Source organism: Halomonas colorata (assembly GCF_014897985.1).
GTDB classification, from domain to species: domain Bacteria; phylum Pseudomonadota; class Gammaproteobacteria; order Pseudomonadales; family Halomonadaceae; genus Vreelandella; species Vreelandella colorata.
Window position 1 is genome coordinate 1 of the sequence record NZ_JABUZA010000034.1, and the last position, 25,708, is coordinate 25,708.

Consider the following 25,708-nt stretch of genomic DNA (forward strand, 5'->3'; position numbering starts at 1 on the left):
CGACGCTGAACGAAGACGATCTCAGTGCACTGTTGCCCTGGCACTGGAAAGAAACCTTACCTACCTGAGAAATGCTTGACTAGATGTGGTTAGTGGCGCGCTTACAAACTACTTTAGTCGAAAAAGCATACGTTGGAGGCATGGCGCTCAACCATAACCTATATCAACTGATGTTTTAGATAATGGTTAAATGGCCTGGATAACGTTTTTAAACGGCCGATTGAATCTAATAAGCTATTATAATGTATGGCGTTTAATATCGATGTTAATGATAGTTAAAATTTTTGATCGGAGTCTGGGTTATCTATTTCTATATTTGTTAAGGAGTTTTAGGGCTTTGTTTTTAATTTATCTTAAAAAGTTTGTTAATTGTTAAGTTTGATCGATAAAGCGTTATATCGTTAAAAACCGAAAGAAGAACAACCCGCTCTGAGGGATTAACAAACCAGAGAGAGAGCTTGCATCACCGTCTTTTGTTAGGCGTTGAGCGCAGTCTTTCATTTTGGCCAATGGAGCCTGTGGCCTTATGCCGACAGGGAGAGAAAGAACAGAATCAGTGGAGGCGAGAGCAGCGAAAGAATAAACCCGCTAACTACCGCAATGGGCACGCAGGCGACGCCGCCGTGCTGTTGAATCACAGGCAGCGTAAAGTCCATTGACGTCGCGCCGCCATAGCCGATGGCAAGGGCGGTGTGTCGATGAATCACCAGCGGAATCAAAATAAACGCCAAGAGCTCACGAGTAAGGTCGTTAAAAAACGCCACGCCGCCCATTAGCGGCCCTAGCTGGTCACCAATTAAAATGGCCGACAGCGAATACCAGCCAAAGCCCGAGGCCATGGCGAGTCCTTCGTTCCAGCTAAGCGAGAGCAAAGGCGCTGCAGCCAACCCCGCCAAAAGAGAGCTAACGGCCAGTGTGACCGCGATAGCAAGCCCTAGCCGATTGAGCAGAATTTGCTTCAGCGGCATGCCGGAATTACGTAGCTGACAGCCAATTAGCACCAATAACGCATACAACACCCACTCGGCCATAAGGTCAGCGGTGGTAAACAGCGCTTCACCTAGAAAGGGGCCCAGCAGAAGGCCTGTTATAACGCCGCCCGCTACTACGGCTAGCAAAAGTAGCGAACCCTGCATGGCGGCAAGCTTGCTAGTTGGAGCATTTTTAACCACCGGTGAATTGCCCGCTTTTAATGCGACCCGACGAGACAGCCACCACAGAGCTCCCAGGTTAAACACCGTAGTAATGCTAAACAGCAGTAATGCATTGCCTCCTAAGCGTGAAAGCTGGCTTGCCAGATTCTCAAGCCCGGCCAGGCTAATCCCCATAAAGAGCAAAATGAGATAAACCGAGCCGCTAACGGCCCGGTTGATAAGTTGCTGCAAATGGTGAGAGCGAACGCGTATTAAATAACCCACTACGAGGGGGAGCAGAACAATCAGTAATCCGGACAGCATCTAGGGTGTGGTGCCCCCTTCGGGAGTAAAGCGGGTAAGCCTAATACGAGTTTGGCGACGTCCTTCTTTTTGATACTCCGCGGAGAGAATCAAACCAGGCCAGTCTGGGTGAAAGTTAATCTCCAAGTGGCGATCAGGCTTCTCTTTATCTATTAAAACCACCTGCTGGGCATCGAATTCACCAGCCGGTACGCTTAACGTGTGGGTTTGGGGGGCGGCATAGTACTGAAAATTCTCATCACGGCCACGGTGGTCCACAAAGTCGAGATCGCAAGGCGCGCTTTGCGTGCAATTCTCATGGCCGGCGCGACGCGATAGATCTACCAGCGCGGCTTGACGGTCTATGGAGAGAATATCCCCTTCATTCAATTGATAGCTATCGCCGACGCCTAGTAGTGAATAACTGCTGCTGTACAGCAGCGAGCGTATTGAGTCATTACTTTCCGAAAAGCGGCTGTACTCCTGTCCGCGCGCAATAGTCACCGAAAAGCTCATGTCGCTTAACCAATGCAGGCCTTCCTGGCTTAGTTTATGGTTAATGGTGGCTCCCGGCCAGCCACGCGTTTCCAGCCGGTATTGGGCTTCGAAAGGCATGAGTTCAGTCAACTCATCGGTTGCTTCTTCGCCCGCGTTTACCTGCAGCGAAAATAGCGACAGGCAGGCGGTGCCTAACAGCGTACTGGCCGATAAAGGAACCATTGAGCCCAAAAAGTGCTTTGAACGGGCTGGTCGCATAGTGACTCTCCTTGTTAGCAAGCGATTGCCCAATAAACCGGGCAGTAGGGTGGTGCGAAAGAGTATTTAATCAATGACCAAGCGGCAGGTTCAGCGCCAGCGCTTAGTCGCTTTGCTCTTTTTCCATGTCTCAATATGTTGGCAAATACGTCTGTCTCGCTTTTCCATAGCCTGACATAACCATATCCGAACGCTATACGCGTCTATCTTAACATCGGTTACGTACTGATTCCTGGCGACAGCCTATTATCTGCCTAAGAAAACGCCGTGCGCCCTCACCAGACGCGTTCGCTACCCAAGGTTTTAAGCGTTTTAGTAGCCTTGGCTGGAGTTAACGATCGTCAGCGTTTCACCTGCCTCAAAGGCGTGCAGATAGGAAATAACCTGGTCAATGGCGTCATTCAGAGGGGTTGGGGCCGCCATATGAGGTGTAACTATCACCCGTGGATGCTGCCAAAGAGGATTTCCAGCAGGCAGCGGCTCTTCGCAAAACACATCTAACAATGCGCCGCGCAGGTGGCCGGGTTGATCGTTATCGCCCAGCGCCTCAAGAAGCGCCTGTTCATCAATCAGGCTACCCCGCCCGGGGTTTATCACGCTGGCGCCCTGGGGCAGTTTGGCCAGCCGTTCAGCGTTAAGAATGCCTTGGGTTGCGGGGGTATCAGGCAAAATAGCGACTACGCTCTGCACCTGGCTAAGCAGCTCATCCAGCCCTTCATCGCCATGCAAACACTGTACGCCTTTAATTGTCTTGGGCGAGCGGCTCCAGCCCAGCACCGGAAAGCCTGCCTGCTGCAGGGCGCTTGCCACATACGCGCCGATAGCACCTAGACCGAGTACACCCACCGGCCAATCGGCTTTATCTACCACGCGTTGTGGCTGCCATTCGGCGCTGGTTTGCTGATCGGCGTAGCAGTCCATGCTGCGGTAAAAGTGCAAAACGCCGTAGAGGACATAGTCGGCCATAAGCTCGCCCATACCCGCATCGCGCAGTTTTACGATGGGAACATCGACGGGCAGCCCTGGTGTGCTGAGCAAATAATCCACCCCGGCGCCCAGGTTGATGATGCCTTTAAGCTGTGTCTGCTCTTTCAAGAGATGCGCAGGTGCCTTCCACACGGCGAGGTAATCAGCATTTTGTCGTGCTTCTTCAGGCGCATCGCTGGTGACGACCGTTGCGTTAGGTAGCGCTTTAGAAAGGGCAGCGCGCCATTGTTCGGCGTCATCGGTATGCACAACAATTTTCATCTTGCCTCCTGGCGTGGTGGGTTTATCTGTTAACTATCATGGGTGAGGTCGACTATAGGCTGCAAGTCGTAACACCACGATAAACCAGTGCGTTTGGCCTACGCTTAAACGAACATCACGGTAAAGGGAAATTACCATGTCCGAGGCTTCGCTTCGTAAGGTGACTCGCCACCGCAGTGGCAAAGGATTTACCTATAGAACAGCGACAGGAAAAACATTACGCGATACGCGCTGGCGCGAGTGGATCGATTCCTTGGCGATCCCGCCCGCCTGGCAGAACGTCGAGATTACTCTCAATCGCCGCCACCATATTTATGCGGTAGGGCGTGATGACGCTGGGCGCAAACAGTACATCTATAACCCCAAATGGCGTGAAGCCCGCGAGGCAAAAAAGTTTGATCGCATCGTCGACTTCGCCCAGCGGCTGACCACTATGCGACGTATAACGGGGCAGCATTTAACGCTTGAAGGCCTGCCCCGGGAAAAGGTATTGGCCTGCATGGTGCGTTTGATCGACAGCGCCTACTTTCGGCCCGGCAGTGAGCGCTATCGACGGGAAAACGAATCCTACGGGTTAACCACCATGCGCTCCAAGCACCTCACCATTGAGGGCGATGAGCTGATTTTTGATTACCAGGGTAAAAGTGGCCAGCATCAGCACCGGGTCGTCGAGGATGCGAAACTCGCTCAGGTGGTCGCCGAGCTTGACGATATTCCGGGTTACGAAATCTTTAAGTACTTTGACGAAGATGGCAGCAAGGTACGCGTTGATAGTGCCGATCTGAACGACTATATCCACGAAGTGATGGGCGAAACTTTCAGCGCAAAAGATTTCCGCACCTGGGCGGGTACGTCACTTGCCGCGCTGGCGCTTGAGGAGCTGGGTATTGGCGAAGATGATAAGGCCAGCCAGAAAAATGTCCGTCAGGCGGTGGAGCATGTGGCGCAATCGCTAGGCAATACGCCAAGTATCGCTAAAGCCAGCTACATTGACCCGCGAGTGGTCGAGAGTTACCTGGATGGCCGCACTCTAGAGCACTTTCGCCAGCTGGTGAAGAACGAACTTGAAAACGAGCGGCTCATTGGCCCGGATGAGCGTGCTGTACTGGAGCTTTTACGCAGCCGTTTAAAGGAACAATTAAGTTGATGGGCATAAAGGCTTTGACCCGTAACCAAGGGGTGGTGCTAGTATCGGGCTAAGACGACATTGGCAAGCCCATGAGCGGCGGGGCCAGGTCGACCCTCTGGCCCGTTGCTTGGCGTGAAACAAACGCGCACCGGTTCTTGATGATCTTTGATGGTGAGTTGCCCGATGACTCAGGTTTCCCTGCCTTTTACGCGTGAAGAGTATGCTCAGCGCCTATGGAAGGTGCGTGCTGAAATGGCCAGCCGCGGTATTGATGTATTGATCGTCAGTGACCCATCTAACATGGCATGGCTGACCGGCTATGACGGCTGGTCGTTTTATGTGCACCAGTGCGTACTGGTGAGCCTTGAGGGCGAGCCGGTATGGTTTGGTCGGCGTATGGATGCCAACGGCGCGCTGCGAACCTGCTGGATCGACCCTGCCAATATTACCTATTACCCGGATTACTATGTTCAGAATCCGGAGATGCACCCGATGGATTATCTGGCCCAGTCGATCATGCCAGATCGCGGTTGGCACACCGGCGTGGTGGGCATGGAGATGGATAATTACTATTTCTCCGCCAAGGCCTACCAGAGCCTGCTGCGTGAGCTGCCCCACGCGCGCTTTATTGATGCCAATGCGCTGGTGAACTGGTGCCGGGCGATCAAGTCGCCCCAGGAAATCGCGTATATGCGCATTGCCGGCAAAATTGTTGAAGGCATGCACTCGCGCATTCTGGAAGTGATCGAACCGGGGCTGCCCAAGAGCAAGCTGGTATCGGAAATCTATCGGGTCGGCATTGAAGGCTTTGTAGACGAAAACGGCAAAGTGTATGGCGGTGACTACCCTGCGATTGTACCGATGCTGCCGACGGGTAAAGATGCCGCTGCACCGCATTTGACCTGGGACGATACGCCGTTTCGTGAAGGCGAGGGCACGTTCTTCGAAATTGCCGGGGTGTTCAAGCGCTATCATGCGCCCATGTCGCGTACCGTGTTTCTGGGCCGGCCACCGACCGACTTTATTCGCGCTGAATCGGCCCTGCTGGAAGGGATCGAAAACGGCTTGGCGGTTGCCAAGCCCGGCAATCGCACCGCCGATATCGCGATGGCCTTGGGCGCTGCCATGGATAAATACGGCTTTGACCGGGGTGGCGCGCGCTGTGGCTATCCCATCGGTATCTCCTACCCACCGGATTGGGGCGAGCGCACCATGAGCTTGCGCCCCTCTGATGAGTCCATCCTGAAGCCCGGCATGACCTTTCACTTCATGCCTGGATTATGGGTGGAAGACTGGGGGCTGGAAATTACCGAAAGCATCTTGATTACTGAAACAGGCTGCGAAACGCTGGCCAATTTTCCACGGCAGCTATTCGTTAAATGATGATAAGTCGTTAAATGACGATAAGCCGTTGAGTAACTGATTAAGGATTCGTTATGACCCTGCGACCGAGCCCGATTTCCGCGACTGTCGACTTTGATGCTGACGGCGTGCAGCACGGTTTTTTAAAGCTGCCTATCTCCACCGATATTTCGGCCTGGGGGGCGGTAATGATCCCGATCACGGTGGTCAAGAATGGCGAAGGCCCGACGGCGCTATTAACCGGCGGTAACCACGGGGATGAGTATGAAGGTATTACTTCACTGCTTAAGCTTGCCAATGCGCTTACCGCAGAGGACGTCAGCGGGCGGGTGATCATCGTGCCGTGCATGAATACGCCGGCGGTGATGGCAGGCGCGCGCACCTCACCCATGGACAAAGGCAACCTTAACCGCAGCTTTCCGGGCGACCCAAACGGCAGCGTGACGTTTCAGATAGCTGATTACTTCACCCGCGTGCTGGTGACCATGAGTGACGTGGTGCTGGATCTGCACTCCGGTGGCCGCACGCTGGATATTCTACCGTTCGGCGCTTCTCATGTGCTGGATGACAAGGCCCAGCAGCAGGCCGCTCTGGAGGGTGCCAAGGCCTTCGGCGCGCCCTACGCCATGGTGATGTTCGAACTCGACGCCGAAAAGCTCTTCGACACCGCCTGTGAACGACAGGGCAAGGTATTTGTAGCCACCGAACTGGGTGGCGGCGGGACTTCGACGCCGCAAAGTATGGCGATTACCGAGCGCGGCGTACGCAACTTCCTGATCCATTACGGCTTAGTAGAGGGCGAGGTGGAAATGCCGGAAGGTGGGCAGGTCTATCTGGATATGCCGGATGCCAGCTGCTACGTGCAGAGCCAGCACACCGGCGTACTTGAGCTTTGCGTGGCGCTGGGCGATGCCGTGACGAAAGGGCAGGTGTTGGCCTACGTGTACGATATGACCCGCACCGGCAGCGAGCCGGTTGCCTACCGCGCTGAACGCGATGGTATTCTGATGGCGCGCCGCGCCCCGGCGCTGGTCAATATGGGGGATACCATTGCGGTGATTGCCGATGTTGTCGAACGCCTGGAGGCATAGCCCAAGGCATGATGAAACTCGACCGATATGATCTGAAAATTCTCGATATCCTTTCCCGCGATGGGCGAATCACCAAGTCCAAGCTGGCCGAGGCGATTAACCTCTCGGTCAGCCCCTGCTGGGAGCGGGTCAAACGCCTGGAAAAAGCCGGGGTTATCGAGGGCTACACCGCGCGTATCAATGCCGATGTACTGGTGCCGCGTAATCCGGTGTGGGTGCAGATTGAGCTTAAAGCCCACAACGCCGAAAGCTTTGCCCGTTTTGAAGCCTTAGTGATGGAAACCCCGGATGTTACTGAATGTGTTGCTGTAGGTGGTGGCGTCGATTACCTGGTGAAGTTTGAAGCGCGCACAATTGATAGCTATCAGCGATTGATGGACAAGTGGCTGGTATCCGAGGCGGGCATCGAGCGTTATTTCACCTATATCGTGACCAAAACCGTTAAGCGTCAGCCGCTACCTGTCGATGTTGATGCATTTCTATGATCTTAAATATCACCGGGGGGCTTAAACATCATGTAGGGAAGGGCGTTTAACGGGCGGGATACGCTTAAATGAGCGCAAGCAGGCTTATAATGGGTTCATGGTCTCGCCAGGTGCTAATGGGGGACATGTAGCGCTATGAATATTGTGGCATACCCGGTTACGGCCCTCGCGCTTCGCTTGATAAAGCGCTTCATCGGCCGATTTGATCAAGGTTTGAAGGCTGGTACTGCCGTCTAGTGAGCCGCAACACACACCGACACTGACGCTTACTATTCCATTAGTGGGCTGATGAGGTATGGCAAGATCAATAACGTGCTGGCGGATGCTCTCTGCTAAGAGAAGCGAGCTTTTAAATGATGATGTCTCATTAGGATGTAACACCAGAAATTCTTCCCCGCCATATCGGCACACAACGTCGTTAGTATCACAGGCGCTGCGTAGCGCGTTTGCTACTGCACATAGACAGCTATCACCTTCGTTGTGACCATAGTAATCGTTATAAGCTTTGAAATTATCCACATCGATAAGGATGATGGCCACTCGCCTGGAGGCGCTGACGTTTCGCTTAAGCGCTTTGGCGCGAAGAGCCAGAGCTCGGCGATTGGCAAGATCGGTAAGAGGGTCAATACAAGAAATTCGCTCTAACTCTGCGTTACGGGCAGCCAGCTCTTCGCGTAGCTGCTCTACGCTCACTTTTTCCAGATAAAGCCTTAAAGATTCGGCTGAGAAACGATAATTAGCCATTAACGAAAGCACCAGTACGGGCATCCCTACAGATAAGTGATGGAGAACGTACCTGGCGTTGGCGCCTTCCAAAAACCAGATAGTGGTATAAAGGCAAGCAAATACAAATAGAGAACCATAAAGACTGTACTCAAACGGGGGGGTGATAACGATGGTGAGCACTAAAAAAAAGACTAGCCCCGCGTAAAAGTAATTTAATACGTTTGGATCATTGGAGCCGAGAAGAACGGCGCACCATACGAGGGTACCCAGACAAGCTTGGCAAACGCCGGCTAACTCCTTACGCCGAATAGAAACCGACCGCTGATAGTAAGCAAATAGCATAATGGTCGGTGGCCCAACGATTAATCCACGCAGCAACACTGAGCGTAAAGTAATATCAGGCAGCAAATTGATATCGACAAGCGTATAAGAGAAATAGAACGTGGCCAGCCAGACGGTAATACGTTTGAGCGAGCGCAGACGCTCGTCATGCCGGTCACTATCATATAGATCACGCACCGTCACGTTACCGAGACGCTGTGAAAGTTGCTGATAATAGACAGAAAATCGGTACACGGTAACGGTCTCTCAGCTTGCTAAGCCTTAACGTGACTATATTTGCGGAGCAGGTTTGCTCACAATCGTAAGAACTAGGGTCATCTTAGCCGAGTATTATGGTAAAAAACGTTTAAATTTAAAGTATCGCGGCTATTTACACTCTTTATAATTTTAGTTTGATACTGCGTAACAATACGCTTGCGCCAACCAAAAAAAACCACTCCCAAACGCCCGTTGACAAAAAAAGCCGCATAATAAGTGGCAGTTTTCAAAAACACTTCGTGCGCTATCTCCCTTACGCTAGGCACATCGAAAAACTAGGCCAAAAGCTAATTTTTCAATCGTCAACGTGCAACGGTTTGTCGCCTGTCAATGGCTTCAACCAGGGGAGGTTTCCATGACCACACTATCGACCACGCTGGTTAAACGCTTGGAAGACCCACGCCTGTTCCGCCAGTATGCCTATGTGAATGGCAAATGGACGCATGGGGAAGGTGGCCGTGAAGAAGCGGTGTATGATCCGGCAACCAACGAAGCTATTGGTCATATCCCGCTGCTTGAAGCCAAACAGATTACCGCAGCTGTTGATGCGGCAGAGGCCGCCTTTGTCCGCTGGCGTGCCCTGCGTGCCGATGAGCGCTGCGAACGTCTGCTCGCCTGGTACGATTTGATTCAGGCCAATCGTGAAGATCTGGCGACCATCATGACGCTGGAGCAGGGCAAACCGCTGCCTGATGCGCGTGGTGAAGTAGAGTACGGGGCAAGCTTTGTGCGCTGGTTCGCCGAAGAAGGTAAGCGCACTTACGGGGAAACTATCCCCAGCCATATTCCCAACGCCTCGTTGGGGACTATCAAAGAGCCTGTCGGGATCGCCGCGATGATTACGCCGTGGAATTTTCCACTGGCAATGATTACCCGTAAAGCGGCGGCCGCGCTGGCTGCTGGTTGCCCGGTGATTGTGAAACCTGCCAATGAGACGCCCTTTTCAGCGCTGGCGCTGGCAGAATTGGCCGAGCGGGCAGGCATACCGGACGGTATCTTTAACGTTGTGCTGGGTGAGCCTGCCGAGGTTTCTAAAATACTGTGCAGCGAGCCGCGCATTCGAGCGCTGTCATTTACCGGCTCCACCCGCGTTGGCCGCCTGTTAATGGAACAAAGCGCCGGTACCGTGAAACGTCTTTCCCTGGAATTGGGTGGCAATGCGCCGTTTATCGTTGGGCCGGATATGGATCCTAAGGAAGCGGCCTATGCGGCGGTTGCGGCCAAGTTCCAAACGGCCGGGCAGGACTGTCTGGCAGCCAATCGTATTCTGGTGCACGAATCCATTCACGATGAGTTTGTTAAGCAATTTACCGAGCGCATGGCGGCGTTAACCGTAGGTAACGGATTGCAGGGTGAAGTAGACCTTGGCCCGTTGATTCATCGCCAAGCCGTAGAGAAGGCCGCTGCAATTGTCGACGATGCGATTTCCCAGGGTGCAACGCTAGTGATGGGTGACCAGAGCCAAGCCCCGGGCGATAACTTCTTTATGCCGGTGCTATTAACGGACGTAACGCCACAAATGAAAGTCTGGCGGGAAGAGAACTTCGCCCCTGTGGCCGGGATTACTGCTTATTCGAGCGATGAAGAAGTCATCGAGCTTGCCAATGATACCGAGTATGGCCTGGCGGCCTATGTCTATACCCATGATATCCGCCGGATCTGGAAACTGATGCGTGCGCTGGAGTACGGCATGGTCAGCGTCAATTCGGTGAAGATGACCGGCCCGCCGGTGCCGTTCGGCGGCGTGAAACAGTCTGGTCTTGGCCGGGAGGGCGGCGCCACCGGTATCGACGAGTATCTCGAAACCAAGTATTACTGTTTGGGCGCGCTTGGGTCGGTCTCGGGAAGCTAGCGGCGCAGATTGCATAAAAACTTACGTTGTTACTAATTTTAAAAACTTTCCTAACAGTAGGAAGGTTGATCGTACAGAGAGAACGCTATGAGCTTGCATCAGGATCTGATCGAACGCGACCGCAAAGTCACTTTTCACGCCTCTACTCACCTGCGTGATTTTGCCCATGGCGATGCGCCGGGCCGTGTAATTACCGGCGGTAAGGGCATCAATATCGTGGATAAGGACGGCCGCGAATTTATCGACGGCTTTGCCGGGCTTTACTGCGTGAATATCGGCTATGGCCGCACGGAAATTGCCGAGGCGATTTATAAGCAGGCAATGGAAATCTCCTACTACCACACTTACGTGGGCCACTCGAACGAGCCGCAGATTGCGCTTTCCGAGCGTATTCTGAAAATCGCCGGCATGAACATGTCCAAAGTCTACTACGGCATGTCAGGCTCAGACGCTAACGAAACCCAGCTGAAAATCGTGCGTTACTACAACAACGTGCTGGGCCGTCCGCAGAAGAAAAAGGTGATCTCGCGGATGCGCGGCTACCACGGCTCGGGCATTGCTTCCGGCTCACTGACCGGCCTCAAGGCGTTCCATGATCATTTCGATCTGCCTATCGATACCATCCGCCATACCGAAGCGCCGCACTACTACCTGCGCGCAGCCGAACAGCACGGCATGACTGAGCTCGAGTTCTCGTCTTACTGCGCCGACAAGCTGGAAGAGATGATTCTTGAAGAAGGCCCGGATACCGTGGCGGCGTTTATCGGCGAGCCGGTATTGGGTACGGGCGGTATCGTACCGCCGCCGGAAGGCTACTGGGATGCGATTCAAGCCGTGCTTGCCAAGTACGATGTGCTGCTGATCGCTGATGAAGTGGTGTGTGGCTTCGGGCGTACCGGCTCTGACTTCGGTAGCCACCACTACAACATGAAGCCTGATCTGGTCACGATTGCTAAAGGCCTGACCAGTGCTTACCAGCCGCTTTCCGGCGTGATTGTGGGTGAAAAAGTATGGCAAGTGCTTGAGCAGGGCACCGGCGAGTTTGGTCCCATCGGTCACGGTTGGACCTACTCTGGTCATGCGCTGGGCTGTGCGGCGGGCATTGCCAACCTGGATATCATTGAGCGTGAAAACCTGGTGGGCAACGCCGCGGAAACGGGTGCCTACTTCCAGGCGCAGCTTAAGGCTACCTTTGAAGGCCATCCGCTGTTAGGAGATGTGCGCGGCGTTGGCCTGATGGCCGCGCTTGAGTTTTCGCCCGAGGCGAAACAGCGCCTGCACTTTGACCCGGCATTAAAAGTTGGCCCACGCGTGGCGGCAGCGGCAATGGAAGAGAACTTGATTGCTCGCGCCATGCCCCAAGGGGATATCCTGGGCTTTGCGCCTCCGCTTACTATCAATCGCTCAGAAGTTGATGACATGATTGGTCGCGCCAAACGCGCTATCGACCGTGTAGCGGATGAGCTTACGCGCTCAGGCGATCTGAAAAAAGGCCATCAGGAAGCTGCCTTTACGGTTTAATGGATAGGCGCTGACCTTATAAACGCCGCTGCTTATGCAGCGGCGTTTTTGTTTTTGAACAAGGCGGCTATGCTGAACAGAGTGCATGATCGACTGAGAGGCAGGAGTGACTATGCAACCGGTATTGGCTTTTGATGTTTACGGCACGCTGATTGATACACAAGGGGTTACCACCGAGCTTGAACGGCGCCTGACGGATGCCTCCAAGGCGGGTGAGTTTGCCAAGCGATGGCGGGAGAAGCAGCTGGAGTACAGCTTTCGGCACGCATTGATGGGGGCTTACGTGCCTTTTTCAGAATGCACACGAGAAGCCCTGGTGTTCACCAACCGTGCGCTACAGGCGGGCCTTTCGGATAACGACCACGATCACCTGATGGCTATATATGCAGAGCTTCCTGCCTTCCCTGACGTGGTGCCTGCTATTGATCAGCTACGTGACGCGGGTATCCGTTGCGTGGCGTTTTCCAACGGCACGGCTGAAGCGGTTACACAGTTGCTGGCACGTGCGGGGGTAGAAAGCCATATGGACGCGGTGGTGAGCGTGGATGATATCAAGCGCTTTAAACCAGACCCGGCAGTCTATGCGTATCTTCGCGCGCAGCTGGAGACGCGCCCTGAGCATACCTGGTTAATTTCCAGCAATCCCTTTGACGTGATTGGTGCAACCCATGCAGGGCTACGCAGTGCCTGGGTGCGGCGTCATTCCGATGCGCCATTTGATCCGTGGGGGATCGAGCCGGATATGACGGTGCCTGATTTGGAAACGCTGGCGGGGCGACTGATCGGTTAGGTTGGTATCCCGTCCCTGAAGCCGCATAATAGGCTACACGTAACGACTTAGGACGCGATCATGTCAGAGAAAATTTACTGTGTTGCCAGCTTTAAACCCAAACCGGGCAAAGAAGAGGAGGTGTTCAAGGCGCTTCAGTCGCTTGAACCAAATACTCACCGGGAAGACGCCTGCATTCACTACACGGTGACGCGCCAGATCGATAATCCCTTCGCTCAGGGCACCGGTTACCCGATCGTATTCCATGAAATCTGGGCCAGTCGTGAAGAGTTTGAAGCGCATTGTCAGCGTAAAGAGATTCAGGACTTCTTCGCTGAGCATGTTGAATCACCCGATGGCGATATCGAAGACGCCAATGTGTGCGTGTATACCGATGAACCGTGGAACTTTGACGCCCCCAAGGTATAAACCCCGCGTGTAGAATGGGCTCACGACACCGATAAACACGGAGCAAACATGACCGACAAGAAAATGAACGTTGAAAGCTTTAACCTGGACCATACCAAGGTAAAAGCGCCTTATGTGCGTCTGGCGGATATCAAGCAAGGCCAGAACGGCGACCAGATCCATAAATACGATCTGCGTATCTGCCAGCCCAATAAAGAACACATGGAGATGCCTGCGCTGCATTCTCTTGAGCACTTAATGGCCGAGCTATCGCGCAATCATACCGATAAAGTCGTCGATATCAGCCCCATGGGCTGCCAAACCGGCTTCTATATCGCGATGATTAACCACGATAACTACGACGACGTGCTAACCATCATCGAGCAAACGCTGAACGATGTACTAATCGCCACCGAAGTACCTGCCTGCAACGAAATGCAGTGTGGATGGGCCGCCAGCCACAGCCTGGAAGGTGCTCAGGAACTCGCTCGTAACCTGCTCGCCAAACGCGGTGAGTGGACGGAAGTATTTGCTTGATTACGTAGTGATTTAGTAAACCTAAAACGCCTCTGTATAGAGGCGTTCTGCTGATAAGCTTGGTTATTTTTGCATTTGTTTTGCTATATAACACAGCTTATTTATGGCGTTGAAAAATTCTCAGCGGCCGCTTCTAATACAGCTAAAGCGGATTCGGCATCTTCAAACCCAAGTCCTTCCATACCGCCATCGGGCCCTTTGTAGTTTGCAAACCAAATATCGATGATTTGGCTAACACCAGGGAATTCACTATCGAGCTGCGTCATGCTTTCAACATGGGCAAATGGTGAACCTTGAGTCAGCACCGCTATGAGTTTGTCGTCTTGCTCACCGCCATCCAGCATTTTCAGAACCCCAATAACGCGGACATCAACGATTTCGCCGCGTGGAATTGCCTGACCTAGCACAATCACGTCGAGCGGGTCGCCATCACCGCCCATTTCTTTAGGTAGGTCTGTGCCAGGAATCGCACCGTAATTTCCGGGGTAACCCAGATAATTTACAACGCGGGGCGCATCATTTTTATATTCCCAGTAAACCGCGTTAGTATCTTCTTTACTAACTTCCCATTTAGCTGATGTGCCTGTTGGGATTTCAATAATGGCGCTGACAACGCCATTAGAATTTATAGCATCCATCGCCATTAAATCTTGATCACCAACAATGGTGAAATCGTCCTTCATGTTCATGCTTGAGCTGTGAGGCGTTGTCTCAGAAAATGCTAAGCCACCCAGCGGCTCCGCATGAACGGTAGTCGTTAGCATTGAGGCGTACATCAAACTCGCAAGCAATATTTTGTTACGCATAACAATTCCCACACCTGATTAGATTTTACAAAAACGTTTACAAAAACTTATCAGGTGGGGATGACGCATTAATGACAGTTTCAACATGTCAGGCAGGATCAATTGTAAGTAGCAGTCGCTTTTGGCCTTCATTAAGTGAGGGGCTGCGGTGCGCTAGTGCGCTATGCTCGCATCCTTCCCAACCACTGCCTTTAATAAGCGCGATATCGCCTGCTTTGAGCGTTTGGACGGCATTAGGTTTAAGTACTATTTCAGGCCTGTCAGGAGTCGGGGCTCCCAATCCATCGCGGTTAACGGCTTCTTCGGGCAGCCATTCACTGCCGGGGCCTAGGTAGGTTGTCACTAAGCGCACAGGAAGATTGTCGCAATGAAAACGCGGGCACATCGCCTCGGTCAATATTCTAAGCCGTATACCTACGGTCTGTGACTCAAACAGATAAGCAACCGCCTGGGCAAGGGACACAATATCGTCAATCAGAGCATTTGCCGCCTCCGGCTGCGGCGCGCGGCGCCTAAGTTCTTCTATGAGGTTGTCATCGGGGGTACCTAACCATGAAAACTGCCAGGGGCGCTCTGTTTGGCATTGCGCCGTAGCACTTAATGCAACGTCGGCAGGTAAGCGGCGTTGCATCACGGCAATATTAATGGAATCTTCAAATATACGCGGCAGCACGCTGATATCTTTACCCATCGCGGCATGAATGGGAGACAGTGTGGTCGAGGAGGCGGTGGCGGTCATAAGTTAACCTCGTCAAAGAAGAACGTAGTTAGTTATCAAAATCATAATTGATATGTTATAACATTAAATGCAGTTTGAGGTAACCTAACATTATTTTTCGGCATGCCGTTATCGCTTAATACCTTTCCATCCAAGCGCTTAGACATTCTGCGGGCGGCCACCATTGCCCATGTCAGAAAAGGCCTGCAGAGGTCTATTGACAGGCGTCCATAGTTGCTCCTATAAACACGCTATAACCCCTCACCTCAGGCGCTCATGTTCCTGCTCATCACGATTGCCACGCTTTCTATCGCACTGTCTTTCTTATGTTCCATCCTTGAAGCGGCCTTGCTCTCCCTTACGCCAAGCTATATCGCCAGGCTGAAAGAAGACAAACCCAAGCTGCATGCCTCGCTTAGCCAGCTTAAAACCAGCATTGACCGGCCACTGGCGGCGATACTGACGCTTAATACAATTGCGCATACCGTTGGTGCAACAGCGGTGGGGGCACAAGCGGCAGTGGTATTCGGAGAAGCCTCAATTGCCATTGTATCTGCCGTCATGACGATGCTGATTCTGATACTTTCTGAAATTATTCCCAAGACGATTGGCGCCACCTACTGGCGCGGTCTGGCACCGCTTTTGCCGCGTTTATTAAAGCCGATGATAGTGGGGTTACTGCCCTTTATCTGGATGTCGGAGCAGATTACGCGTCGGCTGGGCACGTCAGAGCACGACGTTGATCTACGCGACGAAATCAAGGTGTTGGCACGTGTTGGGCTTGAGGAGAAGGTGCTGGATGCTGATGAGTCGCGCACCATCATCAATATGCTTAACCTGCATGAAATTGCTGTAAGCCAAGCCATGACGCCAAGAACGGTGTGCGTGACAGTGCCACCGAACATGGACGTCAAGACATTTGATCAGCAGTACAGTAAGACGCCGTTTACGCGTTTTCCAGTGATGGATAACGGTGAAATGGCCTTTGGCTATGTGCATAAAGCCGATATGTATCATGCCGATGATGCTAAAACCATGCGTGAGCTTATGCATCCCATTGCGAGTGTCGATATCGCGCATAATGTAGAGCATGTGTTTGCTTCAATGCTCAAGGACCATCTGCATATGCGCGTTGTATATGATGAGCATGGCACCTTTGTGGGCCTTATTACGCTTGAAGATATTATTGAAGCTATCCTGGGCCAGGACATTATTGATGAAACCGATAGCGTGGCCAATTTAAGGCATCACGCCAAGCAGCGCTGGCTGACCCGTATAAAGCATAAAGATTCCAGTTCCACTATTTAGATAGCAGGGCGTCTGGTTGGCTCATAAGATTCAGGCGCACGGTCCTGAAAAGAAAAACACGTGAACGTTGGGATAACATTCGTAGTCTTAGCACTAAATGTTCTATGGTGAATTATCTATAGGTGGTTTAAGGTATTAAAAAAACATTAATCACCCGCGAAGGAGGCACTATGTCATTACGTATCAATGCGGTCGTTCCCGATTTTGAAGCCCAAACTAGCCAGGGGCCTATTCAATTTCATGAGTGGATCGGCGACAGCTGGGCTATTTTGTTTTCACACCCCAAAGATTTTACGCCGGTCTGTACCACTGAGTTTGGTGCGGTAGCCACACTAAGTGCCGAGTGGAAAAAACGCAGCACTAAAGTGATTGGCGTGTCGGTAGATGGTGTTGAAGATCACAAGCGCTGGGCGGGCGATATTACCCAGTACAGCGGCAGCGATGTTGACTTTCCGATCATTGCTGACGAAGGCCTCAAGGTTTCAAAGCTTTTTGATATGCTGCCTGAAGATGCTTACCTGCCGGATGGCCGCACGCCTGCCGATAGCGCCACGGTACGCTCGGTGTTTATTATCGGCCCGGATAAGCAGCTCAAGCTTTCCATGACCTATCCCATGACGGTAGGGCGTAATTTTGCAGAAATCCTGCGCGCCCTCGACGCCCTCCAGGCAACCGTTAAACACGGTGTTGCGACGCCTGCTGATTGGACCGTTGGCCAGGATGTGATTATTCCGCCCAGCGTCTCAGATGCTGACGCCAAGCAGAAATTTGGTGAGTTTGAAGCCGTGCTGCCTTACTTACGTAAAACGTCACTTAAGTAAGCGCTAAGTACTGCGTATAGTAAAGCCCTGAGGTTCTAAAACCTCGGGGCTTTTTAGTGGGATTTGATCAAGCTTGCGAAGCTTCTAAGGCAAGTTGTTCAACCGTGTTCGATACGTTACGCGCGCCCAATAAGATTTCATTAACAATGTTTTCAATTTCACCAACGCTTGCCTGGCTTGATTTACCCTGTTCAACGACCAGCTGCATGGCCTCGGTGGTTTTCATTACTAGCGCCGTATTCTCTTTCAGCAACTGAGTAATTTCAGTTACCGCATTACTTGAGCCTGTCGCTAGCTGCCGAACTTCGTTAGCAACCACGGCAAAACCGCGTCCCTGTTCACCCGCCCGGGCAGCTTCTACAGCAGCGTTCAGCGATAGCAAATTGGTTTGGTTGGCAATGCGGGCAATGGAGGCTGTGATGCTATTGATGCTCTTGGCCTGTTCGTTCAGCGCTTCGATCAGCCGCTGAGCTTCCGCTATGGTCTGGGCGGCCTGGTCGGTATCGCGCATGACTCGCTGCAGATGGTTTAGGCCGTTTTGAGCTATTTGTTCTGTCTGCGTTGACGTACTTTGTGCCGAAGAAACCGCTTGCTTAGTCGCTTCCGCTTCTTCAACGGCACGAGTGATATCGGTGGCAAACTTGACCACTTTAAATACCTTGCCGTTGGAATCAAAAATAGGGTTATAGGTGGCTTCTAGCCAAACGCTTTTGCCTTGTGCATTAATGCGCTCAAATTTACCCTGCATCAGCTCGCCCTGGGATAAAGACTGCCAGAAATGTGGATGCGTTTTATAAAAGTCCTCAGAGCAAAACAGCTGATGATGTACCCCAATAATTTGTTCATTGCGGTAACCCATTGTGCGTTCAAAATTCTCGTTGGCATTGAGTACGTTGCCTTCAGGGGTAAATTCAATTACCGCCATGGAACCGTTTAGCGCCTGAAGAACGGCATTTTTACGCTCAGCCTGGAGGTGAGCATCGGTGATATCGTTGGCTAACTTAACCACTTCACGGACGCGGCCCCGCCGGTCACAAATCGGAAGGTAAGTAGCTTCCAGCCATACTTCGTTGCCTTGGGCGTTAAAACGCCGGAACGTACCTCGATGGCTTTCACCGGCCGCTAACGCTTGCCAAAACGCCTGATATTCCGGCGTCTGGGCTTCAGCTTGACTGCAGAACATGCGGTGGTGCTGGTCGCGCAGGTCGTTAAGGGTATAGCCCATGACGTCTAAAAACAGCGGGCTTGCGGTTTTGATATCGCCAGTCGGTGTAAAGGTAATGAACGCGGTGTGCTGTTGGACAGCGGTGCGTAAATGTGAGCTGGATCGTAAAGGTAGCATTAGTCGTGTGCTCATCGTATAGGGTTGGTATAATTTTTCTAAAAGATTAGTATGAGCTTACACCAAAAACACAGTTTTTTTCGTTTAGTGACAGTTGAATAAAATCGTAATATTTAGTTACCGCTAATTGATGTTATTTAATGGAGGGGTTCGCTCAGCACTTCAATAATATGGCATTGCTTAACACTGCCCCCCGCGCATTGGTCAATGGTCTGGGTTAACTCATCACGTAGTGCGGTAAGGCGAGCGATACGCGACTCCACCTCCGCCAAGTGATGCCTTGCCAGTGCATCTACCTGTTGGCAGGGCATGGAGGGGTGATCAACCATTACCAAAAGCTCACGTATCGCATCCACAGAAAAACCGAAATCTCGTGCATGACGTATAAACGTCAGACGGCGGATAGCGGCAGGAGTATAACGCCGCTGATTACCTTGATTACGTGGTGCTGAAGGCAGTAACCCTATGCGCTCGTAATAGCGCACCGTTTCAGGCTTGCAGCCGGACAGACGTGCCAATTCACCAATGCCTACTTGCTGCTCAGAAATAGATTGTTGTGGTATTTGCTCTTTCATGGCTTGAACCTCTAGTCGCTACAGGTATTACGCTGTCATTACGATAGGAGATTAAGGAAGCGAGTGCCATGTCTACTAGTCAACACAGCAGGTCGGATATCTTAACGCTCCATGTGCAAGGCATGGATTGCGGCGGGTGTGAGCGAAAAGTTGAAGCAGCATTGAGTCGCTTGGACAACATTCATCACGTCGCTGCCAGCAGTATCAGCGGTACGGTAAATATTGTCAGCGATGATAAAACGCGCCCTAACCGGCAAGCAGTGGAAGAAGCGCTGATACGTTTGGGGTACATCCCCGTAACGGCCGACTCATCCCAGTCCAGCTCGCCCGCCTGGTGGCAAACACCTAAAGGAAAGCTGGTGCTTTTGAGCGGAAGTTTGCTTTTGCTGGCATGGCTTTGCACGCTGGTTTGGCCAGCAGCTGGCCACTGGCCATTTTTGGCGACAACGCTGGTGGGGCTGATACCCATCGTACAGTCGGCATGGCGTGCCTTACGCATGCGCAATCCGTTTACCATTGAAATGCTGATGAGCATTGCCGCCGTGGGGGCGCTTGCTATTGGGGCCTTGGCAGAGGCCGCCGTAGTGGTATTTCTATTCGCGGTAGGAGAGCTGCTTGAAGGCGTTGCCGCGACTCAGGCGCGGCGGCGTATTTCGGCGCTCACGAATTTAACTCCCTCAACGGCACGGCTGTTAGTTGACGGCGTAACACGTGAAGTCGCTGCATCAACCTTAATGCCGGGTCAGCATGTTGTGGTGCGCCCCGGCGACAGAGTACCTTGCGATGGCTATATCCTTTCAGGCGAATCATCAATTGATGAATCACCGGTCACTGGAGAATCAGTGCCTCGCGCTCGCTTGGTCGATGACGACGTCTTTGCTGGTACGATTAACCTGGATGCCTTGATAACGATAGAGGTAACTCGCCGCGCTGAAGACAACACCCTCGCGCGGATAGTGAGGCTTGTTGAAGAAGCGCAGGCCAGTAAAGCACCAGTGGCACGTTTCATTGATCGTTTTGCCCAGATATATATGCCTGCTGTGGTGGTGGCCGCGTTGTTAGTTGCGTTGGTGCTTCCGCTGGCATTTGATATGACGTGGTCGGAGTCCACCTATCGAGCGCTCACGCTGTTATTGATTGCCTGCCCTTGTGCTCTGGTGATCTCAACGCCTGCAGCTATTGCCGCTGGGCTCTCCAGTGCAGCACGGCATGGGTTGCTGATTAAAGGCGGGGCTGTGCTGGAACAGCTAAGCCATCTTAAGCGGGTGGCCCTTGATAAAACGGGCACATTAACCGCGGGCGCTCCACAAGTAACCGATATTGAGGTTGCAACGCCGGGTGCTGAAACCCGATTACTGCGCCTGGCAGCGACTCTTGAACAGGGCGCTAATCATCCCATCGCAACCGCTATTACTAATCATGCGCAGGCGCAGGGCATTATCCCGTTAAACGAGGCGGTCTCTGTGCGCTCGCTGCCTGGGAGCGGGGTGATAGGCCACGTAGACGACAGTGAGGTAATGCTCGTTAGTCCCCGCTATCTGGCGCATATCGGACTGCCTTTAGATTCATGGGCAGAGCGTATCCAGACGCTTGAGCGGCAGGGGAAAAGCGTTGCCCTGTTAATTGAAAATCAAGTGCTGTACGGGCTAATTGCTTTACGTGATGAGCCGCGTGAGGACGCACTCGAAGGCATACAGGCACTTAAAAAACTGGGTGTGGAAGTGATTATGCTCAGCGGCGACAATAACCAAACGGCGCAAGCCATTGGAGAAAAGCTGGGGCTTCAAGCGTACGGTGAATTGATGCCTGATGATAAGGCGCAGCGGGTACGTGAATGGCAAGCAAAAGGATTAGGCCCGGTGGGTAAGGTCGGTGATGGGATTAACGATGCCCCGGCTTTGGCCGCGGCAGAGATAGGCATCGCCATGGGCAATGGGACCGATATAGCCTTGGAAACGGCGGATGCGGCCCTGCTGAAAAATCGCGTTAGCGGGGTCGCGGAGTTGATTAAACTATCCCGGGCAACGCTTTTTAACGTGAAAACCAATGTAGCGCTGGCGTTGGGCTTCAAAGCGGTTTTTCTGGTCTCTACGTTGCTGGGCGTAACCGGTATGTGGGTGGCCGTAATGGCAGATACAGGGGCAACGGTTTTGGTAACGCTAAATGCCATGCGTCTGCTACGTTATCGTTTTTAGCATGGCTGACTGAGAAACCAGCGTTTGTTGATCAAGGAACCTGCTCCAGGCCCTGAGTATAGAAGGGCCTGGATTCTCTAACGCTATGCTTCGACGTACTCAACCAACGCTTGGGCGAACGTGTCAGTGGTGCCTGTACCGCCCATGTCGGGGGTTACCATCTCGCGGCGCGTCTCAAGTACTTCACGGATACCTTGACGAATTGCCTCCGCTTTAGCATTCATGCCCAGGTGGTCAAGCATCTGCGCGGCGGCCAGCAGCAGGGCGCAGGGGTTGGCAAGCTTTTTACCCGCAATATCCGGCGCTGAGCCGTGCACCGCTTCAAAAATCGCGGCTTTTTCGCCAATGTTCGCTCCAGGAGCCAGGCCCAAACCACCCACTAACCCAGCACAAAGGTCTGAGAGAATATCGCCAAACAGGTTTGTGGTGACCACGACATCAAACTGATGCGGGTTCATCACCAGCTGCATACAGGCATTATCAACAATCATTTCCTGAAACTCGAGTTCGGGATACTCTTTGGCGATTTCGCGCGCCACTTCAAGAAACAGGCCTGAACTGGTTTTAATGATATTGGCTTTATGAACAGCGGTGACCTTTTTACGCCCCTGGTTTTTAGCCAGCTCAAACGCATAACGTACAATGCGCTCCGACCCTTTACGGGTCACCTTGATAACGGAAATACCGGTGTTGCCGTCGTCGATCATCTCCTGCCCGTCAGACAGATAAGCGCCTTCGGTATTTTCGCGCACGGTAATCATATCGATATCTTCAAAGCGCGATTTAGTACCTGGGAAGCTAATGGCCGGGCGCACGTTAGCGTAAAGGTCAAAGTGGCGGCGAAGCTGAACATTGATGGAAGAAAAGCCTTTGCCGATGGGGGTCGTAAGAGGGCCTTTAAGCGCAATGCCGTGTTTCTCAATGGCATCCAGTGATGCTTGAGGAATGAGCGTGCCATGTTTTTCAAGCGCTACCAAGCCTGCATCAACAAACTCATAGTTCAAGCCACACTCAAGGGCATTCAATACCTTTAAGGTGGCGTCCATAATTTCTGGACCGATGCCATCGCCTTCAATAACCGCAATCGTTTGGCTCATGTGTTGTTCCTCTGATGTCAATGACCGCTGGCCGCTATCGTTGACCAAGCGTATAGCGTGCGCTTTACGCGCTTGACCCCTATGGTAAGCGATGGCTATGCAGCAGGTCATCTCGCGCTGGGTATTCAAGTGTTTAATTAAACGTTTCTTGCGCTGGGGTGCAGAAAGGATGGCGTGCTGGTAAACTCTTCGCCTGCTCTGCCGTTTAACCCGCAATGGCAAGGCAGCTTCGTAAAATATCACGGCAAGGCATACGCGCAATGAAACACTCATTGGCAACATCTGTATTACTTACCGCTGGGTTGATGACTCCACCCTAGGTAATTCCCTTCTTTACCAACGTCACTGCGCGTAAGCGCTTCCACGGCGTTACGGCATTCTATTGCCGTTATTTGGCTACTGACGCTCTTGGCGTCTTCATTTTATAGCCTGACTCATACAATCTGATCCTAATGACGTGACATCTAGCCCTACATGGCGGTGTTGGCACGTCGTGTTTAATCCGTAACTATGGACTCCCTGAATGGCACTTTTCAGCAAGCATGAGTGGTTTTCCAATATTAAAGGCGACACACTTTCGGGCCTGGTAGTCGCGTTGGCGCTCATCCCCGAGGCCATTGCGTTCTCGATTATCGCCGGTGTTGACCCGAAGGTGGGTCTTTATGCCTCGTTCTGTATCGCGGTGATCATCGCCTTTACCGGTGGTCGGCCCGGGATGATTTCGGCAGCGACCGGTGCCATGGCACTACTGATGGTAACGCTAGTACGTGAACATGGCCTTGAGTACCTGCTGGCCGCCACACTGTTAACTGGCGTGTTCCAGATTATCGCCGGCTATTTAAAGCTCGCCGAGCTAATGCGCTTTGTGTCGCGTTCGGTCGTGACAGGCTTTGTTAATGCGCTGGCGATTCTGATTTTCATGGCGCAACTGCCTGAGCTGACCGACGTTACCTGGCACGTCTACGCCATGACGGCGGCGGGCCTGGGGATTATCTACCTGTTTCCGTACCTGCCCGTTATCGGCAAGTCGCTGCCTTCGCCGCTGGTGTGCATTGTGGTGTTGACCATCGTATATATGGTGAGTGGCATGGATATTCGCACCGTGGGCGATATGGGCGAGCTTCCGGATACCCTCCCGGTATTTCTGTGGCCGAGTGTGCCACTTAACCTTGAAACGCTGATGATTATCCTGCCGTATGCGCTAATGCTGTGTGTGGTGGGCCTGCTCGAATCCATGATGACCGCAACTATTGTGGATGATTTGACCGATACTCCCAGTGACAAGAATCGCGAATGCAAGGGACAGGGCATGGCCAACATTGGCGCCGGTCTGATGGGTGGTATGGCGGGCTGCGCGATGATCGGTCAGTCGGTGATCAACATAAAATCCGGTGGCCGTACGCGTCTCTCTACATTGATTGCGGGCGTTGTACTGCTGTTGATGGTGGTGTTTCTGGCGGATTGGGTATCCCAGATTCCCATGGCGGCGCTGGTAGCGGTTATGATTATGGTGTCGATCGGTACCTTTAGCTGGGCGTCGATTCGCGATCTCAAAAAGCACCCTTTAAGCACCAATATTGTCATGCTGGCGACCGTTGCTGTCACGGTAGGCACGCACAACCTGGCCATTGGGGTATTCGTGGGTGTGCTGCTCGCAGCCCTGTTCTTTGCTAATAAAGTGGGCAACATTCTTTACATCGGCTCAACTGAGACAGAGGCAGGTAATAGACGTGAATATCAGGTGGTAGGGCAGGTGTTTTTTGCCTCCTCCGAGCGTTTTATGGCGGCCTTTGATTTTAAAGAGAGCCTTGAGAGAGTAATAATCGATCTATCCAAGGCGCACTTTTGGGATGTTACTGCTGTGCAAGCCCTTGACCGCGTGGTAATCAAATTCCGCCGCGAAGGCACCGAGGTAGAGCTTGTTGGCTTAAGCGAAGCCAGTGCCACGGTTGTGGATCGTTATGCAGTGCACAATAATCCTGAGGCTGTTGAAAAACTCATGGGCGGCCACTAATTAACACAAGGAGAGCAACATGAGTGAGCAAGTAATCGCCGCGATTGATGGCTCAGAGTTTTCAGAAGGTGTGTGCGACTACGCTGCCTGGGCAAGCTTGGCGCTAAATGCACCCCTGTGCTTTGTGCATGTGTTGGACAACCACTCAGCAGCGCCCAGTGAACAGGATCTTTCAGGTAATCTACATTTTGGCGCCCGCGAGCATTTGATGGAGGAGCTTTCAGCGCTTGATGAGCAGCGCGCCAAAGTGAACCGCGAGCAGGGGAAGCTAATGCTGGAAGCCGCTCAGAAGCGGACGAAAGCGAAAGACATTAGTGACTCGACTACCCGCCAGCTAAATGGGACGCTGGTGGAAACCTTGGTAGCGCTTGAAAAAGACATACGGCTACTGGTGGTAGGTAAACGTGGCGAGACGGCCCACCAGGCCAGCGGCCATCTGGGCGCCAATCTTGAGCGCGTCGTGCGTGAAATGCATCGACCGATTCTCATGGTCCCGGCTACCTTCAAGCGGCCTGAAAAGGTGCTGATCGCCTTCGATGGCAGCAAAACGGCTCGCAAGGGAGTAGAAATGCTGGCCCGCTCGCCGCTGTTTGCGGGCAGCGAGTGCCATGTATTGATTGTGGGTGCCGAAACGGCAGAAAATCACTCCCAGCTTGACTGGGCGCTGGATAATCTTCGCGAAGCGGGCCACCAGGCAGAAGGTGCTATTCGTGCAGGTGATGTAGACGAGGCATTACAGGCCTATGTGCAGGAGCACGGCATTGATCTGCTGGTGATGGGCGCCTACGGGCACTCGCGCATTCGCCATTTGCTGGTGGGCAGCACGACGACCGCGATGCTCCGCGGTAGCCATATCCCGGTGCTGATTCTGCGCTGATCGATAGCCAGTGATGTTTGAAACCTGTGCGGTTC

The 25,708-nt window shown here is 52.7% G+C and carries 23 protein-coding genes; 14 read left to right on the forward strand and 9 right to left on the reverse strand.

All coding sequences use genetic code 11. From position 1 onward, the window contains the following. Positions 1-524: 524 nt before the first annotated feature. The 3 genes from INT33_RS15285 to INT33_RS15295 all read right to left on the reverse strand — a co-directional run bounded on the left by INT33_RS15285 (position 525) and on the right by INT33_RS15295 (position 3,440). Positions 525-1,457, reverse strand: a complete 933-nt coding sequence (locus INT33_RS15285; RefSeq protein WP_192536929.1) for a lysine exporter LysO family protein — start codon at positions 1,455-1,457, stop codon at positions 525-527. Next, a complete protein-coding gene (locus INT33_RS15290) occupies positions 1,458-2,192 on the reverse strand; it encodes a hypothetical protein (RefSeq protein WP_193092302.1) in 735 nt (244 codons plus the stop codon). A 312-nt stretch (positions 2,193-2,504) separates the two neighbouring features. Beyond that, entirely contained in the window at positions 2,505-3,440 is a 936-nt protein-coding gene (locus INT33_RS15295) for a 2-hydroxyacid dehydrogenase (protein WP_192536931.1), read from the reverse strand. A gap of 136 nt (positions 3,441-3,576) precedes the next feature. Here INT33_RS15295 and INT33_RS15300 point away from each other — a divergent pair, with 136 nt between their 5' ends. From INT33_RS15300 to INT33_RS15315, 4 genes are all read left to right on the forward strand, one after another. Beyond that, positions 3,577-4,587: a DNA topoisomerase IB gene (locus tag INT33_RS15300; protein ID WP_192536932.1), complete on the forward strand. Its 1,011-nt coding sequence runs from the start codon at positions 3,577-3,579 to the stop codon at positions 4,585-4,587. A gap of 165 nt (positions 4,588-4,752) precedes the next feature. Beyond that, positions 4,753-5,952: an ectoine hydrolase DoeA gene (doeA, locus tag INT33_RS15305; protein WP_192536933.1), complete on the forward strand. Its 1,200-nt coding sequence runs from the start codon at positions 4,753-4,755 to the stop codon at positions 5,950-5,952. 53 nt (positions 5,953-6,005) lie between these two features. Next, complete coding sequence (gene doeB, locus INT33_RS15310) at positions 6,006-7,022, forward strand: N(2)-acetyl-L-2,4-diaminobutanoate deacetylase DoeB (protein WP_192536934.1); 1,017 nt, start codon at positions 6,006-6,008, stop codon at positions 7,020-7,022. 8 nt (positions 7,023-7,030) lie between these two features. Beyond that, positions 7,031-7,507 (forward strand): Lrp/AsnC family transcriptional regulator, encoded by a 477-nt coding sequence (locus INT33_RS15315; RefSeq protein WP_192536935.1) that lies wholly within the window; start codon positions 7,031-7,033, stop codon positions 7,505-7,507. An 84-nt stretch (positions 7,508-7,591) separates the two neighbouring features. Here INT33_RS15315 and INT33_RS21465 read toward each other — a convergent pair whose 3' ends face one another. Continuing rightward, positions 7,592-8,809 carry a GGDEF domain-containing protein gene (locus INT33_RS21465; protein ID WP_193092303.1) on the reverse strand — a complete coding sequence of 406 codons (1,218 nt, stop codon included), beginning with the start codon at positions 8,807-8,809 and terminating at the stop codon, positions 7,592-7,594. 379 nt (positions 8,810-9,188) lie between these two features. On the opposite strand from INT33_RS21465, the gene INT33_RS15325 reads away from it, so the two are divergent. The 5 genes from INT33_RS15325 to INT33_RS15345 all read left to right on the forward strand — a co-directional run bounded on the left by INT33_RS15325 (position 9,189) and on the right by INT33_RS15345 (position 13,920). Beyond that, positions 9,189-10,685, forward strand: a complete 1,497-nt coding sequence (locus INT33_RS15325) for an NAD-dependent succinate-semialdehyde dehydrogenase (RefSeq protein WP_193092304.1) — start codon at positions 9,189-9,191, stop codon at positions 10,683-10,685. Between the two features lie 87 nt (positions 10,686-10,772). Further along, positions 10,773-12,206: an aminotransferase gene (locus INT33_RS15330; RefSeq protein ID WP_192536938.1), complete on the forward strand. Its 1,434-nt coding sequence runs from the start codon at positions 10,773-10,775 to the stop codon at positions 12,204-12,206. 112 nt (positions 12,207-12,318) lie between these two features. Beyond that, positions 12,319-12,996 (forward strand): haloacid dehalogenase type II, encoded by a 678-nt coding sequence (locus INT33_RS15335; RefSeq protein ID WP_193092305.1) that lies wholly within the window; start codon positions 12,319-12,321, stop codon positions 12,994-12,996. Between the two features lie 60 nt (positions 12,997-13,056). Continuing rightward, a complete protein-coding gene (locus tag INT33_RS15340) occupies positions 13,057-13,404 on the forward strand; it encodes a putative quinol monooxygenase (RefSeq protein ID WP_193092306.1) in 348 nt (115 codons plus the stop codon). 48 nt (positions 13,405-13,452) lie between these two features. Next, positions 13,453-13,920, forward strand: coding sequence for an S-ribosylhomocysteine lyase (locus tag INT33_RS15345; RefSeq protein ID WP_192536941.1), 468 nt, complete (start codon positions 13,453-13,455; stop codon positions 13,918-13,920). 101 nt (positions 13,921-14,021) lie between these two features. Here the strand turns inward: INT33_RS15345 and INT33_RS15350 are convergent, their stop codons facing one another. Continuing rightward, the gene (locus tag INT33_RS15350; protein WP_193092307.1) at positions 14,022-14,726 is read right to left on the reverse strand and encodes an inorganic diphosphatase; all 705 of its coding nucleotides are present in this window, start codon (positions 14,724-14,726) and stop codon (positions 14,022-14,024) included. 88 nt (positions 14,727-14,814) lie between these two features. Next, positions 14,815-15,465, reverse strand: a complete 651-nt coding sequence (locus tag INT33_RS15355; RefSeq protein ID WP_193092308.1) for a DUF1826 domain-containing protein — start codon at positions 15,463-15,465, stop codon at positions 14,815-14,817. A gap of 255 nt (positions 15,466-15,720) precedes the next feature. On the opposite strand from INT33_RS15355, the gene INT33_RS15360 reads away from it, so the two are divergent. Together INT33_RS15360 and INT33_RS15365 are read left to right on the forward strand one after the other, a co-directional pair. Continuing rightward, complete coding sequence (locus tag INT33_RS15360) at positions 15,721-16,752, forward strand: CNNM domain-containing protein (protein ID WP_193092309.1); 1,032 nt, start codon at positions 15,721-15,723, stop codon at positions 16,750-16,752. Between the two features lie 170 nt (positions 16,753-16,922). Next, positions 16,923-17,573 carry a peroxiredoxin gene (locus tag INT33_RS15365; protein WP_192536945.1) on the forward strand — a complete coding sequence of 217 codons (651 nt, stop codon included), beginning with the start codon at positions 16,923-16,925 and terminating at the stop codon, positions 17,571-17,573. Positions 17,574-17,640: 67 nt separating this feature from the next. Here INT33_RS15365 and INT33_RS15370 read toward each other — a convergent pair whose 3' ends face one another. Both INT33_RS15370 and INT33_RS15375 read right to left on the reverse strand, forming a co-directional pair. Beyond that, the gene (locus tag INT33_RS15370; RefSeq protein WP_193092310.1) at positions 17,641-18,915 is read right to left on the reverse strand and encodes a methyl-accepting chemotaxis protein; all 1,275 of its coding nucleotides are present in this window, start codon (positions 18,913-18,915) and stop codon (positions 17,641-17,643) included. Between the two features lie 137 nt (positions 18,916-19,052). Continuing rightward, positions 19,053-19,490, reverse strand: a complete 438-nt coding sequence (locus tag INT33_RS15375) for a MerR family transcriptional regulator (protein WP_193092311.1) — start codon at positions 19,488-19,490, stop codon at positions 19,053-19,055. 68 nt (positions 19,491-19,558) lie between these two features. On the opposite strand from INT33_RS15375, the gene INT33_RS15380 reads away from it, so the two are divergent. Next, positions 19,559-21,685, forward strand: a complete 2,127-nt coding sequence (locus INT33_RS15380) for a heavy metal translocating P-type ATPase (protein WP_193092312.1) — start codon at positions 19,559-19,561, stop codon at positions 21,683-21,685. 83 nt (positions 21,686-21,768) lie between these two features. On the opposite strand, the gene INT33_RS15385 is transcribed toward INT33_RS15380, so the two are convergent. After that, a complete protein-coding gene (locus tag INT33_RS15385; protein WP_193092313.1) occupies positions 21,769-22,782 on the reverse strand; it encodes an isocitrate dehydrogenase in 1,014 nt (337 codons plus the stop codon). A gap of 523 nt (positions 22,783-23,305) precedes the next feature. Between INT33_RS15385 and INT33_RS15390 the strand changes: the two genes are divergently transcribed. Together INT33_RS15390 and INT33_RS15395 are read left to right on the forward strand one after the other, a co-directional pair. Then, the gene (locus INT33_RS15390) at positions 23,306-24,796 is read left to right on the forward strand and encodes a SulP family inorganic anion transporter (protein WP_193092314.1); all 1,491 of its coding nucleotides are present in this window, start codon (positions 23,306-23,308) and stop codon (positions 24,794-24,796) included. A gap of 19 nt (positions 24,797-24,815) precedes the next feature. Continuing rightward, positions 24,816-25,673: a universal stress protein gene (locus tag INT33_RS15395; RefSeq protein ID WP_192536951.1), complete on the forward strand. Its 858-nt coding sequence runs from the start codon at positions 24,816-24,818 to the stop codon at positions 25,671-25,673. Positions 25,674-25,708 lie beyond the last annotated feature (35 nt).

Bases quoted from the DNA above. Each gene is read 5' to 3' on its own strand.
- INT33_RS15325 (WP_193092304.1), top strand. From the start codon at position 9,189: ATGACCACACTATCGACCACGCTGGTTAAACGCTTGGAAGACCCACGC.
- INT33_RS15390 (WP_193092314.1), top strand. From the start codon at position 23,306: ATGGCACTTTTCAGCAAGCATGAGTGGTTTTCCAATATTAAAGGCGAC.
- INT33_RS15285 (WP_192536929.1), bottom strand. From the start codon at position 1,457: ATGCTGTCCGGATTACTGATTGTTCTGCTCCCCCTCGTAGTGGGTTAT.
- INT33_RS15375 (WP_193092311.1), bottom strand. From the start codon at position 19,490: ATGAAAGAGCAAATACCACAACAATCTATTTCTGAGCAGCAAGTAGGC.
- doeA (WP_192536933.1), top strand. From the start codon at position 4,753: ATGACTCAGGTTTCCCTGCCTTTTACGCGTGAAGAGTATGCTCAGCGC.
- INT33_RS15360 (WP_193092309.1), top strand. From the start codon at position 15,721: ATGTTCCTGCTCATCACGATTGCCACGCTTTCTATCGCACTGTCTTTC.
- INT33_RS15295 (WP_192536931.1), bottom strand. From the start codon at position 3,440: ATGAAAATTGTTGTGCATACCGATGACGCCGAACAATGGCGCGCTGCC.
- INT33_RS15370 (WP_193092310.1), bottom strand. From the start codon at position 18,915: ATGCTACCTTTACGATCCAGCTCACATTTACGCACCGCTGTCCAACAG.
- INT33_RS15350 (WP_193092307.1), bottom strand. From the start codon at position 14,726: ATGCGTAACAAAATATTGCTTGCGAGTTTGATGTACGCCTCAATGCTA.
- INT33_RS15335 (WP_193092305.1), top strand. From the start codon at position 12,319: ATGCAACCGGTATTGGCTTTTGATGTTTACGGCACGCTGATTGATACA.
- INT33_RS15385 (WP_193092313.1), bottom strand. From the start codon at position 22,782: ATGAGCCAAACGATTGCGGTTATTGAAGGCGATGGCATCGGTCCAGAA.
- INT33_RS15395 (WP_192536951.1), top strand. From the start codon at position 24,816: ATGAGTGAGCAAGTAATCGCCGCGATTGATGGCTCAGAGTTTTCAGAA.
- INT33_RS15330 (WP_192536938.1), top strand. From the start codon at position 10,773: ATGAGCTTGCATCAGGATCTGATCGAACGCGACCGCAAAGTCACTTTT.
- doeB (WP_192536934.1), top strand. From the start codon at position 6,006: ATGACCCTGCGACCGAGCCCGATTTCCGCGACTGTCGACTTTGATGCT.
- INT33_RS15345 (WP_192536941.1), top strand. From the start codon at position 13,453: ATGACCGACAAGAAAATGAACGTTGAAAGCTTTAACCTGGACCATACC.
- INT33_RS15340 (WP_193092306.1), top strand. From the start codon at position 13,057: ATGTCAGAGAAAATTTACTGTGTTGCCAGCTTTAAACCCAAACCGGGC.
- INT33_RS15365 (WP_192536945.1), top strand. From the start codon at position 16,923: ATGTCATTACGTATCAATGCGGTCGTTCCCGATTTTGAAGCCCAAACT.
- INT33_RS15290 (WP_193092302.1), bottom strand. From the start codon at position 2,192: ATGCGACCAGCCCGTTCAAAGCACTTTTTGGGCTCAATGGTTCCTTTA.
- INT33_RS15300 (WP_192536932.1), top strand. From the start codon at position 3,577: ATGTCCGAGGCTTCGCTTCGTAAGGTGACTCGCCACCGCAGTGGCAAA.
- INT33_RS15380 (WP_193092312.1), top strand. From the start codon at position 19,559: ATGTCTACTAGTCAACACAGCAGGTCGGATATCTTAACGCTCCATGTG.
- INT33_RS15315 (WP_192536935.1), top strand. From the start codon at position 7,031: ATGATGAAACTCGACCGATATGATCTGAAAATTCTCGATATCCTTTCC.
- INT33_RS15355 (WP_193092308.1), bottom strand. From the start codon at position 15,465: ATGACCGCCACCGCCTCCTCGACCACACTGTCTCCCATTCATGCCGCG.